This is a genomic window from Paenibacillus sp. Root444D2, from assembly GCF_001426375.1.
GTDB lineage: Bacteria > Bacillota > Bacilli > Paenibacillales > NBRC-103111 > Paenibacillus_E.
Map to the genome: position 1 here is coordinate 475,319 of NZ_LMEO01000050.1, position 17,013 is coordinate 492,331.

The 17,013-nt window shown below is 42.9% G+C and carries 13 protein-coding genes; 4 read left to right on the top strand and 9 right to left on the bottom strand.

Going from position 1 to position 17,013, the window contains the following annotated elements; genetic code table 11:
• Nucleotides 1-69 precede the first annotated feature (69 nt).
• Entirely contained in the window at nt 70-1,671 is a 1,602-nt protein-coding gene (locus ASD40_RS29545; RefSeq protein ID WP_057306709.1) for a response regulator, read from the top strand.
• Nucleotides 1,655-3,469 carry a sensor histidine kinase gene (locus tag ASD40_RS29550; protein ID WP_057306710.1) on the top strand — a complete coding sequence of 605 codons (1,815 nt, stop codon included), beginning with the start codon at nt 1,655-1,657 and terminating at the stop codon, nt 3,467-3,469. Before ASD40_RS29545 ends, ASD40_RS29550 begins: the two co-directional genes overlap by 17 nt.
• Before the next feature lie 55 nt (nt 3,470-3,524).
• On the opposite strand, the gene ASD40_RS29555 is transcribed toward ASD40_RS29550, so the two are convergent.
• From ASD40_RS29555 to ASD40_RS29575, 5 genes are read right to left on the bottom strand one after another with little or no spacing between them, the layout of a single operon-like run.
• Nucleotides 3,525-4,193: a hypothetical protein gene (locus tag ASD40_RS29555; RefSeq protein WP_057306711.1), complete on the bottom strand. Its 669-nt coding sequence runs from the start codon at nt 4,191-4,193 to the stop codon at nt 3,525-3,527.
• Between the two features lie 14 nt (nt 4,194-4,207).
• Nucleotides 4,208-5,077 carry an amidohydrolase family protein gene (locus ASD40_RS29560; RefSeq protein WP_057306712.1) on the bottom strand — a complete coding sequence of 290 codons (870 nt, stop codon included), beginning with the start codon at nt 5,075-5,077 and terminating at the stop codon, nt 4,208-4,210.
• A gap of 25 nt (nt 5,078-5,102) precedes the next feature.
• Entirely contained in the window at nt 5,103-7,037 is a 1,935-nt protein-coding gene (locus ASD40_RS29565; protein WP_057306713.1) for a hypothetical protein, read from the bottom strand.
• A 13-nt stretch (nt 7,038-7,050) separates the two neighbouring features.
• Nucleotides 7,051-8,196, bottom strand: a complete 1,146-nt coding sequence (locus tag ASD40_RS29570; RefSeq protein ID WP_057306714.1) for a glycoside hydrolase family 88 protein — start codon at nt 8,194-8,196, stop codon at nt 7,051-7,053.
• 17 nt (nt 8,197-8,213) lie between these two features.
• Nucleotides 8,214-9,119 (bottom strand): aldo/keto reductase, encoded by a 906-nt coding sequence (locus tag ASD40_RS29575; protein ID WP_057306715.1) that lies wholly within the window; start codon nt 9,117-9,119, stop codon nt 8,214-8,216.
• Between the two features lie 522 nt (nt 9,120-9,641).
• Here ASD40_RS29575 and ASD40_RS29580 point away from each other — a divergent pair.
• Both ASD40_RS29580 and fdhA read left to right on the top strand, forming a co-directional pair.
• Nucleotides 9,642-10,493, top strand: coding sequence for a sugar phosphate isomerase/epimerase family protein (locus ASD40_RS29580; RefSeq protein WP_235549432.1), 852 nt, complete (start codon nt 9,642-9,644; stop codon nt 10,491-10,493).
• A gap of 36 nt (nt 10,494-10,529) precedes the next feature.
• Nucleotides 10,530-11,744, top strand: coding sequence for a formaldehyde dehydrogenase, glutathione-independent (gene fdhA, locus ASD40_RS29585; RefSeq protein WP_057306716.1), 1,215 nt, complete (start codon nt 10,530-10,532; stop codon nt 11,742-11,744).
• Nucleotides 11,745-12,060: 316 nt separating this feature from the next.
• On the opposite strand, the gene ASD40_RS29590 is transcribed toward fdhA, so the two are convergent.
• From ASD40_RS29590 to ASD40_RS29605, 4 genes are all read right to left on the bottom strand, one after another.
• A complete protein-coding gene (locus tag ASD40_RS29590; RefSeq protein ID WP_321166619.1) occupies nt 12,061-13,410 on the bottom strand; it encodes a Gfo/Idh/MocA family protein in 1,350 nt (449 codons plus the stop codon).
• A gap of 64 nt (nt 13,411-13,474) precedes the next feature.
• Nucleotides 13,475-15,052 (bottom strand): ABC transporter substrate-binding protein, encoded by a 1,578-nt coding sequence (locus tag ASD40_RS29595; RefSeq protein ID WP_057306717.1) that lies wholly within the window; start codon nt 15,050-15,052, stop codon nt 13,475-13,477.
• A gap of 61 nt (nt 15,053-15,113) precedes the next feature.
• Nucleotides 15,114-15,989, bottom strand: coding sequence for a carbohydrate ABC transporter permease (locus ASD40_RS29600; RefSeq protein ID WP_057306718.1), 876 nt, complete (start codon nt 15,987-15,989; stop codon nt 15,114-15,116).
• 12 nt (nt 15,990-16,001) lie between these two features.
• Nucleotides 16,002-16,979, bottom strand: coding sequence for an ABC transporter permease (locus tag ASD40_RS29605; RefSeq protein ID WP_082562538.1), 978 nt, complete (start codon nt 16,977-16,979; stop codon nt 16,002-16,004).
• Between the last annotated feature and the right edge of the window lie 34 nt (nt 16,980-17,013).

The window sequence follows — 17,013 nt, forward strand, 5'->3', positions numbered from 1 at the left end:
TAGAAAGACTCCTATAATGACGTATCATTGCGCTATAATGAAGTGACAACAGCGAGAGGATGGCGAATCATGTACAAGCTTATTCTGGTTGACGACGAAGAGATTGTACGCAGAGGGTTGAGATATTTCCTAGATTGGGAATCACTTGGGTTTCAGATCATTGCTGATTTCGAGGACGGTAAAGAGACGATTGAATATTTAAAAACCCATGAGGTTGACATCGTGCTAACCGATATTCGAATGGCTGAGATTAATGGTATCCAGTTAGCCAAGCATATTTATGAGAACTATCCGCAGATTCGAGTCATTATCATTAGTGGTTACAAAGATTTCGAATATGCCCAACAAGCCATTGCGTATAATGTAGAGAATTATTTGTTAAAACCGACGAAATACGACATAATCACAGATGTATTCCAGAACCTGAAGCTTAAGCTAGATCAACAGAAAAACGCTCATATCCACCAGCAACAGCAGTCTGTTCGCTTTGATGAGCTTCTCCCTCTATTGAAAGAGCAATTTTATACCGATCTGGTTATGGGCGCCTTACGGAATACGAATGAGCTTCATAAACGAATACAGTTATTATCCCTTTCCATAGATCCTGCCCATTGCTCTTGCGCTTTAATTGAATTGGAGCTATGTGAGCCGGAGAAGCTGACCATTAAGCCAGAAAAGTTAACCTATTCATTAAAAAGCATTTTCCTTGCTGAGAATGCAAATTTCTTGTATAAAGCCGTTTTCAATGAATATCAGGGGATGAAATTACTTGCTTTCCCAAACCATAATGCAGGCCAAGAGGAGCTTGGAAAGCAACTCGTTGTAGAGCTAAATCAAATTATCTCCCGAATCCGAAACAATTTTGACATCAAGATTCGTTATCACGTGACAGCCACATTCCATAACTTGGTTGAATTAGCACAATTTAGCGTACCTTTAAAACTGGTCTATGAAGAGACGCGAGGTAAAGAGCGGTTGGAGCCGATCGAATATGATAATCTCCTGGAGAAGTATAAGCTATTCATGGCGAATATAACGGACGGCCAAACAGAGGAAACCTTGAGCTTGCTTGACCGATTTATGGACGAGTTTCGTAATTTGCCAATCTCATTTGTGCATCGATTGATCATGGATCTGTTCGCTTTGGTATTTCGATACTATGCTGATCGCGGGCTGATAGGTAAAATACCTCATGAGACCGCTCACAATTACCATGCTGTCATTGAAATCAATAATTTGGAAGAAGTACGCAGGTGGGCCAAGCAATTCATCCGAGAGCTGATGGTGCTCAATGTAAATCCGAAAGAAACGAATGCGAATCTGATCGTCGAGGCAGCGCAGAAGTATATTTTACAGAACTTTCATCGGGATTTATCACTCGAAGAGGTGGCTAATCACGTATTCTTAAATCATATTTATTTTAGCCGAATCTTCAAGCAAGCCTTAGGTATCAATTATATTGATTATTTAACCCAATTGCGCATTCAAAAAGCGATTGATTTGTTAGAATCCCGTCAATATAAAATTCATGAGATTACTGAAAAAGTTGGCTATCTCAATAGTAAATACTTTACCCGCTTGTTCAAACAAACAACTGGTGTCAGTCCTAAGGATTATATTAGGCAAAAAAGCTTGCTTTCAAAAGGTGCTGAGCATGAAAACAAACCGTAATTTAATACAAGCTGTCCGAATGTACAAGTTTCAAAGTCTCTTTATCAAAAGTTTAATCCTGATATTTCTCTTAGTGATCGTTCCATTTACAGGTTTAAGCGTTGTGATGTATGTTCAAATGAATAAAGCCATTGAGACGGAAATAAGCGGCGTTAACATGAACGCCCTTTATCGCGTAAAGGACAGCATCGACACCATATTTAAACAGATGGATCGTGTTTCGCTAGAAATGATTTATCAAGATGATGTCGGATCCTTCATGTTATCTCCTTCAGACTATAACAATAACAATCTTGCTGCCAAAATGCAGACAATCCATGACAAGATTTCGATGTACACACGTTCCTTTAAATACATGGATTCCCTTTACGTGTTTTCGGAGAAAAATACGTACATGCTTTCCAATCGATTTGACTCTCTTTTAACTGAATTTGATGACAAAACTTGGTATAACACCGTCTATCAGAAAATAGACAGCAATCGCTCTTATTTGGATCTACGTAAACGGAATGATACGTATCCATTCTACATTTCATTTACACGACCTGCTTATCTCTATGAGAATAAAATTGGGGCTGTCACCGCTAACATTGATATTGAAGAGCTTCGTAAATTTTTAAATCAAACCGGTGAGCAATTTGAAAACACATACATCTTGAGTGGAGATGTCGTCGTGTACAGCAATAATCGAAATGAATTTATGTCCAAGATCCATGACGTCGATCTCCTGAATCGTGCTGATGTCCTGTCGGATATTACTGCTCCTACTTCATTGATTAAAACCATTCATAACCAGAAATACATCATTTCTGTGCTCCCCTCAGGGGATAAACATTTGACCTATATCTCGTTGTTGCCTCTCAATAATTACGAGCAAAAGATGAAAGACTTACGTACATTTATGTATTTGTTCTTTGTAATCGGTGGTATCATCGTCTTGGCTGTTTCTTTATTGATCTCCATTAAAACGTTCTCACCCGTTAATCAAATCATGTCTATGATTGAGGACCAGGAAAAGTTAGAGCCTCTCATGGACTCCAATGAGAAAAGCAAATGGAACGAGGTACGAACCATCACCAGTTCGATCTTTCGAACCCTAGATGCGAAGAAAGGTCTCGAACAAGAGCTTCAGCTTCGTATGCATTCCTTACGGAAGGCTCAAACGATTGCCTTGCAAAATCAGACGACACCGCATTTCCTATACAATACCTTGGAAACGATTAAATACCTGGCCATCGAATTAACCAAAGGACACAACCCTGTTTCCAATATGGTAACAGCACTTTCGGATCTCTTACGTCGAAGTCTGGATACTGACCATCCATTGACCGATATTCGCGATGAAATCCAGCATGCCAAACAGTACGTGGAAATTATGCAAGCCAGATATCCGAACAAATTTGACGTCATATGGCAGATTCAAGAAAGTCTTCTTACTTGCCAAATCTTAAAAATTTCTATTCAACCATTATTGGAAAATGCTTTTCTGCACGGTATTATTCCTACCCGTATACCAGGACAGATTATTATTACGGGACTGCGTACGTCGGACGGGATCGTCATCACCGTTTCCGATAACGGGCAAGGGATTCCTGACACTCAGCTCGTTAGTCTTCAGCAAAAACTGGCCAGCGGGGTTAATTTAGAGGAAAAGCATATTGGTCTAAAAAACTTAAATCAACGGATTAAATTACTATTTGGCGATGAATACGGGGTGTTCGTTACAAGAAATCTACACAAAGGCACGGCGGTGTTCATTGTTATTCCGGAAAATAAAGACTTGCACGAAATCGTGTAAGTCGCTGAAACAGCAACAGCCGGTTAAGAGTCATTTGACTCCTAACCGGCTGTTGTCACATCATTCGCTCCATTTTTCGCCACAGCTGCTGCCCCTCTGGTGCTTCTTCCCATAGATCAAAATGAGGGTACATCACCTCATGCCAATTATCCGGTGAATGCTTTGTAGTCAACAAGACATGACGTTGTATTGGGCTCACCCTAGCAGGTAACTCATGATAAGAGAATAATAGTCGACCATGCATACCAATCATATACGTTTGATTAAAGCTGTTTGGTGACTCTGCTTGCTTCTGATAATGGTAATAGACATAGCTCGACACCATCTCTGGTTTCAATCTGGCTATCGAGCCTACTCGATCATCAATAGCATAATTTCCGCGCCAAGATTCGGCGTCTTCAGGTATTCCATCATGAAACACGTCGATCATGGGGATAGCCAATCTATGCAGCGTCTCACTTGCGTTGAAATTTGCATCAGGTTCAGTTGGCCACTTCTCCAGATATCGATCGAAGGAAACGGGCCAATCCCATGTTGAAGCACTCTGACCGCATACTGCCTCGGCATAGACACAAACATACATATCGCAGGTGAACACCGCGACATGCCTTAGACCTGCTGCGGCCCATTCTTCATGAAGTGTAGTTGCATTTTCCTTCACGATTTGCTTGAATTCTTTTGCCGTTCCTCTACGCGCTTGTGAGTAGAACAGTAGTCTTTGCACGCTGCTCCACTCTCCTAAATGCCCAAATAAAATACTTTAGTATTGTGCATGCGTACGTTCGCACGCTCCTTGTCGCTCCATTGATCAGGCAGCAGTAGTTCGAATAATTGAACAACATCGTGATAAGTGCCGGCCATTAAAGCTACAGGCCAGTCGCTGCCAAACATGATGCGGTTGGGACCGAATCGTTCTGCCGTGTGACGAATATATGGCACCAATCGCACGGGATTCATTCCATCTGCGGAAGTAATCATACCAGACCATTTACAATACACATTAAGAAATTCGGATAACTCATCGATGTATGCCGACCAAGGCTCGATTTCACCTGTACGAATAGGCGGACCACCTTGATGGTTAATAACCGCCTTTAAGTTAGGTACGGACTTTAAGCATTTAATTACATTTGGCATCTGATCTGGTCCGATGAGCAGGTCGATAGGAAAACCATCTTCTTCCAACATGCGAAGATGCACTATTAAACGATTTGGTACTTCCTCTTTGCACGGTTCGAAGACGGAACGGTCCAGCCTAATCCCAACAAATTTTGGGTTGTTACGTAAACGTCTATATTCGTCAACGAATGAATCTGCAAAAGGATCAAGCCAACCAACGACACCGAGGATTCGCTCATTTTTACCAGACAGTTCAAGTAAATACTCCGTCTCTGCCACTGTCGGTGCCGCCTGTACGGCGATAATTCCACGTAGACCATTAGCATCTGCAAGACCAAACAGATCCGATGGTACATAATTTTGATAAAGAACCGGATTACTCGGCTTAAGCCAATGATAATCGCCGCGCTCCAGCTTCCAGAAGTGGACATGGCTATCGATATAGGCATGGCTAACATCACTAGTAAATGATTGATGAATAGATGTCATGAATAACATACTCTCCTCATTCTTACTATTGTTGATTACGGCCTCGGATAAGCTTCGCCGTTCCCCCTGCCACTTCTGCACTCCACGGTGTCTCATAGGTCGGTTGATTCACATAACGCTTCATATGAAGTTTCAATTGAATTCCTGCTCCTGGAGCAAGGGTAACCGGTAACCATTTCCCATCGAGCTCTCCCTCGTCAACCTTCTGGCCGCTTTGATTAAAACTCTCCATATAGGTAAACTGGTGCTCACCGAAGCTGCCAGCTTGTACGATCAATTCACGTTCCTTGAACGCCGATAGGTTCACAAGCGTTAAGGTGACAAACTCATCACCAAGCGCTTCAACCAAAGCACCGATGTCCTCTGGAAGTCCACATCGTTTACGGTCAGCATCGAAATAACGCACTCTAGCATGTTGTAATCCACCGTGAGAAATGTGCATAGGAGCGCCAAGCATCATTTGCAGTAAACCTTCGAAATAGACAGGAGAATACTCCTGCCACTCATGAATACTGTAGGGATGATCCCAATCCCAGCTGGTTGGATCCCCCTTAGGAGAGCGAAGCTTCTCCAATTGAATCGCGATTAGCTCCAGATTTTGCTGTAAAATACGCTCTGGATAATCAGGAAATTGCCCTCGCATATATAAGTACCAAGGTACTGTATTTGCAATGTAATGCTTGGTTTCCTTGCGTGTAGCCGGATTTCTACCAGAAATCGTGGGCATATCAATCAACCGGAAATGATCTTCATAGGGAATCCGGTCTACACGTGCCGCATCTTCCTCAGCCATCGATATCGTCCATAAATAAATCGGGTAGGTTGGAACTTGGATTCGGTAGTCTGTCCAGCCGGAATCAAAATGCTTATTCGGAACATGCCATTTCCCATTAATTTCTTTGCCTAGATCCCAATTTCGGTCCAATTGCGAACGTGCCAAATCTAATTTGCTCCGATCACCAGAAAGAAGCACAGCGTTCATACCAGCATTGGTTAGCGGTTCGATGATGGACATGAATCCGTGCGGCCAACGGTAGCCGTAGTAACCTCCCCACCATTTACCATCGTTGTACTCACCTATGATATCGCTTAATCCGACGTTGTCTGGAATTAATCCGCCGTTACGAAGCGTACGCTCTTCCCACGCGGTCAAATAGTCCAATACCCACTGCCGATAAGATTCATCACCCGTATACATAAACGCATTGGTGATCAAGCCGGTTGCGTTCAAATTCAGCGGGACATCTCCCTTCGCTTTCCGTTCGTTCATTCTGGTAATGATTTCACCATAAATAGCATCGTCTGACCACTTGCACTTACCGCTGGCGAAGTCCACACCAGGAATATCCTCGAACGGTGCCAAATAATCATCGAGCACGCCTCTATGTGTTACCCAGTCCTCTTCCGTCATTTGGAAGCGCGGGCCTTTACTACCCGTAATTGGCGAGCGCATTAACTTTCGTTCTGCATCATAGTTCAGCACTTCCGGATTCTTTCCTGTATATAACTCGGCAAACTTGACCGCTCGCTGACTATTCTTCAGCAAATGCGGATCAGACAAGCCAAGGAAATAGAGATATAAGGAGCCCTCGCCATGGTGCATCCAGTCATAATAAGCATCAAATTCGTTATGAATCTGACCATATTCCGTCCATTGCCAAGTAATCGCATCATACATAAGGCGGGACAAGCGTAGAATCTCCTCATTGCCCCCGAGTGCATAAAGCAGGGATAAATTCATGAACGCTTCATAAGGATCATCCGACCCGTCCATCCCTGGCCAATCTTCACGCCAAACGATCGTTCCATCTTCCCGCGTATAACGACGTACATATTCAACCGCCGCCTCGTTCAGTGTATCAATTAACTTCCGCTCCGTAAGCGCCCAAGTTGGCGCTGTCCACGAATCTCGCGCATAGATGGCAGCGGAAGTAGACTTGGATTTGTTAATTGGTGTCATTGGATGCTCCCTCCTACCAGAATGTATCATGTACGCCGCGCAGCTTGCAGACTGCTTCAGCGAAGAAATAGTCGCCATAGATCATTGGGTTGTTAACATGTGCTTGTTTAGGACGGTTGGCAGTTCCCATCCGTAGAATCGCTTCCTCGTTCGGATCATCCCAGGCTGTGTATTTTTCATTTAATTTAAAAATCAGCTTCTCAGCAGCATTTCGATATAGCTCAGACTCGCACTTCGGCACCAACAAACTCAACTCCAGCATGCCGCTGGCTGCGCAAGCTGTCGCGCTTGAGTCCATTGCCATTCCTTCTTCCCAAGGGGCTCGGAAATCCCATGGCGGTAAACCATCTTTGGGAACATTGGCCAGGAAAAAATGCGCTGATCGCTTAGCTGCATCGATATAACGTTGATCTCCCGTGTAGCGTGCGCTTAGTGCCATGCCGTATAACGCCCATGCGGTTCCGCGGGACCATGCCGAATCCGGCGAATAGCCTTGTCCCCCTAGCGCTTCTTGTCTCTCTCCAGTCTCAGGATCGAAGCACACAATATGGTGAGAAGAGCCATCCGGACGAAGAAATTCACGTAACGTCGTATCCGCATGAAGAGCCGCCACGTGTTTAAAACGTGGATCGCCAGACTCCTCACTAGCCCAATATAGCAGCGGCAGATTCATCATGCAGTCAATGATCGCCCAACCAACCCGCTCCGGCTGGTTCCAGGCGCGAATAAACTGGCCTTTCGCATTGTAACGCCCAACCAGATGACTGGCTGCCGTCATGGCTCTCCGCTTCGAAATTTCACAACCAACCAGCTTATACTGCGCCACGGAAGATAAGCTCCACATAAACCCTACGTCATGATGCAGTGGGTAATAGTCGGTAAGTACCGGGTCCATTAAGGCCTCGATCTGTGCAGCTGTATCTTTGAGTTCTTCAACCTTATTCTCACGATACACCAGCCACATCAAGCCCGGCCAGAACCCATTCGTCCACCAATCTGCTTCTTCACTTTCATATTTTCCATTATATGATATATATGGAAATCCAACGCCAACTGACTGGCTCATTCGTTCCACTTTGCCGATGATTTTATCCCAAATTTCGTCTACCCACGGTGCACGTGATGCATCCGTTCCAATGCTTGCATTTACGTTAGACATTCTTCAACATCCCCCTATTACCATGTCATTGGCTGACCTGGAAATAAAATAAGCAGCCGATCCAATTCATCCTGAGGTAAGCCAACTCCATCACTATAGCTTGCATTAAGGGAAAGAGAGCGTAACGAAGTCGTTCCAGTTAATGTTACTGTAATGTCTGGACTAGAAAGGCTAAACCGCATAGCAGGCTCAATCAACCCTTTGGGCTCCGTCTTCCGTAAGAAGGCTATCTCTTGAATTCGACGCTCCGCTTCTTTCACTAGAGGCGAATCTTTCTTAATAAATGGCGCTGGATTATCCGCAAGAAGCCCCATTCCGAGAACGCTTCCATTAATAACGGATACGCCATGCTCTCGGGCAGTCGGCAGAAGCTCATCCATGGCCGAATAATCGATAAGCATGTAACGACAGAATGTCTGTACCGAGTCGATATGTCCTGAACGAACAAAGGGCAGCAGCAGCGCTGGATTAAAAGCATTTACTCCTATGGCTCGAACCTTCCCCTGCTCCTTCAGCTTCAGAAAGGCGGGAATGGTTTCGTTCATTCCTATTTCCGTGTTCAACTCCGAAAGTTCGTGCATTTGAATGAGATCCAGATAATCCGTCCCTAGGCGCTTAAGACTCTCCTCCACAGAACGAATCGTATTGTCGTACGAATAGGACTCCCCCCGCATAACAGCTTTGCTCGCAAGAAATACTTTCTCCCTCTTGCCTTGCAGCGCTTTCCCAATACGGCGTTCGCTTTCTCCTCTTCCATATAACGGTGCTGTATCGATAAAATTGATCCCTAGATCCAAGGCCCGATCGATCACCTCTGTTACTTGCTCATCTGTGACTGGACCGTAATCTCCGCCAAGCGGAGCACCCCCGAGACCTAGCTTTGATACCCGAGCTCCCGTTTTGCCAAATTTGGTGTATTCCACTATGTTCACATCCTTATTGTCTTAGTTAACAGATACCGATATTCCTATTATAATGCACAAAGTCATTATTTAGTTTTGCTGTATGACACCGAAATGTTGTTATTTTGCACAACCCATTGATGTTACATGGATTACGCATAGTAAAAAAACCTCTTTATTCACAAAAAGAGACATCGTCTCCTATTGTAATGAAGAGGTTAACTAATCAATGCAATTCGTTTCTTAACTTGCTTGGATTTACTCCGAAACGCGAATGAAATAATTTTGCGAAATGGTTGTAATTCTGAAAACCAACGTCTAATGAAACCTCTGAAGAAGATAATAGCAGCATTTCTACAACTAAATAGTAGACGATTTATTTTATTTAAACAATCAGCACCAAAAATAATCTTCGTAATAGCAGGATTACATGATAAATTAGCAAGATTATTACTTCATTCTACTTAAAATTCAACTTACACTATAGATTGTGAGATGGATGTCACTTACCATCCTATGACTTCGAGATAAGGGGTGAGAAACATGAACAATCAATTAGAAGTTCAAATGTCGTGGTGGGCGATGGATAATCTGGATATTTTTGAAGGAAATATATTGTCCGACGAAGAGAAAATAGCCTTAATCGCTAGCAATGGTTATGACGGCATTAATGGATTCCTTCCTTCACCCGAGAAAGCTGATTATTGGAAGCATCTTTTAGACAAGTATCACCTTTCGTTTAGTGTAAACGCTTACCCGAAATCGGTTGAAGATTTAGCTGATTTCCTATTAAGAGCAAAAGCCTTTGATGGTATTGGATTTATTAATGCACAAGTCATGCAACCATTCATGACAGGTCAATCTGCCATTCAGCTCTTGAAGGGGATTGAGCAACTGTCTAAAGATGCGGGAATTCCTGTTTTCATTGAAACACATAGGGGTACTATTACCCAAGATTTGATACGTACCGTTGAATACGTTAGAGAACTAAAGTCTCTACCTTTAACAATCGACTTTTCCCATTACATCGTCGCTGGGGAACTGCATACTGTTTCTCAAGAAGCGGACGAGTTACTTCTTTCATTACTTTCGAACACTTCTAGCATACATACACGAATATCGAACGGAGAGCAAATACAAATTGACCCTGGTGAGGAACAAAATCATCCCATGTTCTCCCATTTTATGAAATGGTGGCAATTGGGAATGAAAAATTGGCTGCTTCAGGCTAGTACAAATGATGTATTCCCGGTCGTAATTGAACTAGGTCCTCCCCCTTATGCAATGACAACGAATGAAGCAAGCGGGAGAAACAAAGAGATTAGTGACCGATGGCAGCAGTCTCTGTACTTGCAGCGTGTAGTAAGAGATCTATGGAACACGATCACACCCTGATTTTGAAGAAAAATCGATAATAGGAGGTTAATGAAAATGTCAGGAAACAGAGCTGTTGTCTACAGTAAGCCAGGTAGTGTAGAGGTTAGAAATACGGAATATCCAGATTTGGTTCTTAAGGACGGCCCAGGCGTTAATCCATTGAATGTGGGTCGCAAATGTGAGCATGGCGTTATTCTTAAAGTCGTGACAACTAATATTTGCGGTAGTGACCAACACATGGTTAGAGGTAGAACGACTGCACCATCAGGCCTCATTTTAGGTCATGAAATTACTGGTGAGGTTATTGAGGTTGGACGCGATGTGGAATTTATTAAAAAAGGGGATCTCGTCTCCGTTCCTTTCAATATTGCCTGCGGTCGTTGCCGGAGCTGTAAAGAACGGAATACAAACGTATGTCTAAATGTCAATCCGGATCGTCCAGGTTCCGCATATGGTTATGTCGATATGGGCGGTTGGGTTGGAGGACAATCGGAATATGTGATGGTGCCATATGCAGATTTCCAATTATTAAAGTTTCCGAATAAAGAGCAAGCGATGGAGAAAATCCTTGATCTAACCATGCTTTCTGATATTTTCCCAACGGGTTATCATGGTGCTGTTAGTGCAGGTGTGCGTCCTGGATCAACCGTATATGTTGCCGGCGCGGGTCCAGTAGGTCTTGCAGCGGCTCACTCTGCTCAGTTACTGGGAGCGGCCGTTGTTATTGTCGGTGATTTAAATGCGGAACGACTTGCTCAGGCGAAAAGTTTTGGTTGTGAAACAGTTAATCTACGTGAAAATGGAGACTTAGCTGGGCAAATCGATCAAATATTGGGCTCACCTGAAGTGGATTCAGCTATTGATTGTGTAGGTTTTGAAGCTCATGGACATGGGAAATCTCATGGTGAAGCGCCAGCTACCGTGCTGAATTCAATTATGGAAGTAACACGCGCAGGGGGAAGCTTGGGAATTCCAGGGCTTTATGTGACTGGCGATCCAGGTGCTATTGACGAAGATTCAAAAATAGGTACACTAAAAATTCGTTTCGGACTGGGTTGGGCTAAATCCCATACCTTCGTTACTGGTCAGACACCTGTCATGAAATACCATAGAGATTTGATGATGGCTATTCTTAGCGGCAAAGCGCAAATTGCTAAAGCTGTAAATGCAACACTTATTTCATTGAATGATGCTCCCAAAGCCTATCAAGATTTTGATCGAGGCGTTTCGCGGAAATTTGTTATTGATCCACATGGCCTTGTTAAATAATTAATCCCAATGAACAAAGTGGGCAGGTATAATGGAAACTACCTTGCTGCACTTTGTTCATTTTTTTACTGTCTTCCACAATGAGTTTCAGCCTCTTCTGGTCTTATACATTTGCTATATGTTGGCTCATTTACATACCGTTCCACCGATACTGGTTCACCGTACGGAATCCAAATGGCACCAGCGTCCACACTATACTCCGTATCTGGCTCCATCTTACAAACTAGTCCAAAATACGAAAACGCTTTCCGTTTGAATGTTATGTGTGTATGCTTGCTGTACACTCATCCATTATTATCACCTCCTTTATCTTTGCTTATCGAAAATCCTGCTTTTTCAATTCACTAATATAATCTTTCATCCGTATTACTTTGCTCTCCAAACGCGACTTCTCCGCGGCGAATGCAATAAGATGGCTTTTAACGGAAACATCTGCACCGGTAAGTCCTTTTTCTTTACCCTCACTTTGAACTAGGCGTACGAAGTCTCGCATAATACCCGTATCTCCACCCCCATGCCCTTCCATGTCCACGTCAAGATTAATGACTTCTGTCTCCCGAGTTACGAAGCTAGTCACTTCAATGATGTTCTTCTCCATATCGCCTCTGATTTGGCCGTGTGTGCCCATCAGCTTCACCGATCTGCCACCTTCATAGGTAAAGGCACTCATCGTAAATGCGACTGTCACTTCATTAGCGAATTCCAAATTGACTACTTGGTGATCTACAACATTGTTATCGCAATGATAGACACATCTTCCATACGGGCCTTCCTTCAATTCACGAAGTACACCCTCGTCGCTCGTGTTATTACTGACAACCGTACGCAATACTTCTCCCACCCAATCATCTCGTTCAATATACATTTTGGGCGCATAATACGGGCATTCATCTTTCACGGGACAGCCGTCCAAGCAATACTTAGGCGCCCCCTCTGGCGCATTTTCTTTACGGAAATAGGTCAATGAGCCGAATGAAGAAACTTTCGTACAGTCCGAGTCGACAATCCATTGTAGAATATCCATGTCATGACAACTTTTTGCTAGAATCATCGGGCTCGAAACTTCCGAATCCCTCCAGTTGCCTCGTACAAAGCTGTGGGCTTGGTGACGATGCTCCACATTTTCCGTATGTTGAATCGAAATGAGTTTACCTATTTTTCCATCTGTAATCATTTTTTTAATCCTTGCAAAAAAATCCGTATAGCGAAGCACATGACAAATTGAAAATACACGTTGATATTTCTCAGCGTATTCACCCATGATGATGCATTCCAATGGATCCGGTGACATCGGTTTCTCTAAGAGAACATGATATCCTTTCTCCAATGCCTTCTTCGCAGGCTCGAAATGCATGTTATCCTGGGTGCAAATCAGAATGGCATCAGCCAGCTTTGGGCCTTCAAGGAGTTCTTCCCAGTTTGAAAAACAGTTGGCGTCTTGAATACAATGTGCTTTTTGAAAAAGCTCCCTTCGTTCAGGATCAGCTTCTGCAAAAGCAACGAATTGAAGTTCTTCCGGATTTTTTAATGCATAAGGAGCATACGCACCTGCCCCTCTTTGCCCAGCTCCAATTAATGCAGCAGTAACTTTCTTAATTTGATTTTTCTCCTTTTGCATAATGTAAGCGTTACCAAATTGATTTTTGAATCTCTTATTCCATATCATGCAGCTTCTCATTAGGTTGCAGGCTTCCTACGCCAAATAAGAAGGAAGCCTGCACTGGTGTAAATTATTTGTTTGTAGCTTTCCAAGCATCGAGTTGTTTTTGCTTTTCAGCGATAATCTTGTCTGAGCCAGCCTGTTTTAATTTATCAAGGAATTGCGGTAAGTACTTGTCAGGATCGATGGAACCAGAAGCTAAAGAATAATAAAGCTCAGCAATGACTGCATCGGTGTTCGCCTTCTCTGCCTTCACAGGTGTAAAGTCAAATACAAATCCTAACGCATTGGAAGGTGTGGCGTTTTTATTAAGATCTATCCACATTTGGGTAAACTTAGTATCGTTTCCTTTAGGATCACCTTCTGATAAATAAGAGAGTGTCATGTTACCGAATTCCCAAGGAGCGAAGATTTGGTAGCCCCCGTCTTTGTTCGTTTCAATTCGGTTATCAGCAACTTTCTTATAATGTTTACCGTCAACGCCCCAAACAAGCGTGTTGTAGACTTCTTTATCGGTGTTAAGCAGATTGAGGAACATCATGGCTCTCTCTTTGTTTGGCGAATTTGCAGAGATAGCAGTAATCGTCGCTGAAGCTTTGTCGGTTGTAAGCAGCGGCTTCACGAACTGGAAGTCATAGGACTGTATAGCTGGATTGAAGTTGGACATTCTTCCTGATGCTTCCATGCCAGCTTGCGCGAAAGCTACGGAGTCACTATCGATCTGACCCAATTCAAGCGCATATTTTCCAGCCTTCCGATCCGCTGAGGTTTCTTTTAATGTTGCAGCGTCTTTCTTTAAATATCCTTTGGTATACCAGTCTCTCATCATCGTTACATAGGCTTTGAATTCTGGCGTCTCATATTGATTAACAACCTTGCCTCCATCTTTTAAATAAAGATTTCCGGGAGTCTTAGGATCTCCTAAAGTCTCCATGCCAAACATTGGAGGTGCAGTAAGGAATGGATCGATCTGTTGGCTATATTCCCAAGGTATAAGATTAGGCTCGTTCTTCTTGACTGTTTCTAGGAAAGGTGTTAGGTCCGATAACTTGGTGACCGATTTCCAGTCAATTTTATATTTATCCGCTACTGACTTCTGTATTAAATAACCATACCCTGCCGTTGACTGTTGGAAGACAGGTACGCCATAAATATGTCCTTTTACTTTTACAGCATTCCAAAACATATCAGGAATCCCGCTCTTCATGGCGGGGTATTTAACAATCAAATCTTCTAATGGGGCATAAGCTCCATTTGCTACATTTTGAAAATAATTATTGAAATTACCTGCCGTCCAGACAAGATCGTATGGCTCGCCAGAAGCCATGGTGACTTTCATTTTCTCTTCGTAAGCACCCCAATCAATTAGCTTCAGGTGAACCTTGGCATTAATTTTCGGCTGGATAAGTTTATTTACGGCATCTTCTACGGTCTGCAAATCCTTCTGAGGTGAGTTAGGGAAGTAATAAGTAAGCTCAACTGGCGCTAATGGGGTTGCTGTTTGTTGAACCGCCGATTCCGTTGTTTTCGGTGCTGGAGTTGCAGATGTTGTTGTAGTATCCGTTTGTTTACCACATCCAACGAGTGCGATCGTGAAACCAAGACTTAGTACACCAAGTGTCTTTGCCTTCTTCTTCGTTCTGTTCATTGTCAGACCTCCATATTTGTTTATATATGCTAAATGGGCCCACGCCCAATAAAGCCACGCCTTAAGATTTCACTGCACCCAATGTAAGGCCCTTAACGAAATATTTCTGCAAATAAGGATATGCGAGAACGATCGGCCCCACTGAAATGATGCATGTTGCCATTCTGGCCGTCTCGTCGGGTTGGGCGGCTGCGGCTTTCGCAGTCAAAGCATTCCCTTGGAGGAACGCGATGTTGTTCATAATGGACTGAAGAAGAAACTGCAACGTATACAGCTTGCCGTTCTCAATGAATAATGCGGCAGTAAACCAATCATTCCAAAGAAAAACTGCTGTAAAAAGACCGATGGTTGCGAGCACTGGCGTCGATAAAGGAACGACGAGCTTGATAAAAGTATGAAACTCACCCGAACCATCAATTCTTGCAGACTCTATTATTGATTCTGGAATTGAGGCTTTAAAAAAATTCCTCATGATAAGAACATTGACCGATGAAACTAAGTAAGGTACGAAGAGCACATATAGCGAATCTTTCAGGTGAAGGTACTTTGAGAGCAGGATATACCAAGGTACTAATCCTCCGTTGAACAATAAGCAGAATACAACCAAGAAGGACACGATATGCCTATACTTCACTTCATTTCTTGAAAGGCTATATGCAAATAAAGACGAAATAATAAGATGCAATAGTGTACCTACGAGTGTAACGATGACGGTAACAAGGAAGGCTCTGATAATGGGTGAGTTTCCATTAAGTATGAATTGGTAAGCATTCAGACTAAGTTTCAAGGGAATGAGATGGTAGCCGAACTGGAATATAGACTGCTCATCGGATAACGAAATGGAAAGTACAACAAAGAGCGGGATCAGACATAGGGCGCAATACACCATAAAACATAAATTTATTATCGTGCTGGATACTGTAAATCGTTTGTTCATGCAATCATCCTCCTAAAACAGTGCGCTGTCACGATCATAGAGTCTGATCAAAAAGTTAGATGCAAGAACCAGGACAAATCCAACGCATGATTGGTACAATCCTACAGCGGAAGACATCCCGAAATCGCTCATACTTTTCAGAGATCTGTAAACATAGGTGTCGATTACATTTGTGGCACTGAACAGCACGCCTGACTCCTTGGGCAGGTTATAAAACAATCCCCAATCCCCAAATGCAGCGTAAAAGATTTTTCCAGCCTGAAGAAGCAGTAAAGTGAGCGTGATCGGTACTAGCATTGGAATGGTAATCTTGATGGCTTGTTGAAACTTGCTTGCCCCATCCATTTTCGCAGCTTCATAATACTCTCCGGAAATCCCTGCAATTCCTGCCGCAAAAATAACCGAGAAGTAGCCGATGTTCTTCCATACATAAGCCGCAGGTATAATAAACCGCCAATAGCTGGGTTCTGAATACCACAGAACAGGCTCAATCCCAAATACATTCAGAAAACTGTTTATTATTCCTTTGTCCATGCTTAGAAAAGAAAATAATAAATATTCTGCTACCACCCAAGACAAGAGATATGGAAGCAATATGATGCTTTTATAAGCTCCTGCAAGAAAGCGATTGCCTATTTCGTTTATCAGAATGGCAATGATGAGTGATAAACCAATTCCTAATATAATGAAGATTAAGTTATAGAAGATCGTATTGAATGTAATTTGAAAAATAGCATCCGATTTGAATAGAAACTTAAAATTCGTAAATCCAATCCATTTACTCTTGAAAATCCCTTTAATCGGATTATACTCTTCAAAAGCGATGACAACGCCGAACATAGGCAGGTAATACATGACAAGAATGTAGATCAGTCCGGGAAGCATCATAAAGTAAAATGTCTTATTCTTAACAAGTTCTCCTATTACAGGTATAGAGTGACGAACTTTTCCTCGTTTTTTGAATTTGTGTTGCAATGTAACATTACTCATTGGCATTCTCCTTAGGTAGGCAATCTAAATTATT

What these genes read in the sequence shown, in the direction of transcription:
- fdhA (WP_057306716.1), top strand. Translation starts at nt 10,530, where the DNA reads ATGTCAGGAAACAGAGCTGTTGTCTACAGTAAGCCAGGTAGTGTAGAG.
- ASD40_RS29570 (WP_057306714.1), bottom strand. Translation starts at nt 8,196, where the DNA reads ATGTCTAACGTAAATGCAAGCATTGGAACGGATGCATCACGTGCACCG.
- ASD40_RS29545 (WP_057306709.1), top strand. Translation starts at nt 70, where the DNA reads ATGTACAAGCTTATTCTGGTTGACGACGAAGAGATTGTACGCAGAGGG.
- ASD40_RS29565 (WP_057306713.1), bottom strand. Translation starts at nt 7,037, where the DNA reads ATGACACCAATTAACAAATCCAAGTCTACTTCCGCTGCCATCTATGCG.
- ASD40_RS29560 (WP_057306712.1), bottom strand. Translation starts at nt 5,077, where the DNA reads ATGACATCTATTCATCAATCATTTACTAGTGATGTTAGCCATGCCTAT.
- ASD40_RS29595 (WP_057306717.1), bottom strand. Translation starts at nt 15,052, where the DNA reads ATGAACAGAACGAAGAAGAAGGCAAAGACACTTGGTGTACTAAGTCTT.
- ASD40_RS29600 (WP_057306718.1), bottom strand. Translation starts at nt 15,989, where the DNA reads ATGAACAAACGATTTACAGTATCCAGCACGATAATAAATTTATGTTTT.
- ASD40_RS29590 (WP_321166619.1), bottom strand. Translation starts at nt 13,410, where the DNA reads ATGATATGGAATAAGAGATTCAAAAATCAATTTGGTAACGCTTACATT.
- ASD40_RS29550 (WP_057306710.1), top strand. Translation starts at nt 1,655, where the DNA reads ATGAAAACAAACCGTAATTTAATACAAGCTGTCCGAATGTACAAGTTT.
- ASD40_RS29605 (WP_082562538.1), bottom strand. Translation starts at nt 16,979, where the DNA reads ATGAGTAATGTTACATTGCAACACAAATTCAAAAAACGAGGAAAAGTT.
- ASD40_RS29580 (WP_235549432.1), top strand. Translation starts at nt 9,642, where the DNA reads ATGAACAATCAATTAGAAGTTCAAATGTCGTGGTGGGCGATGGATAAT.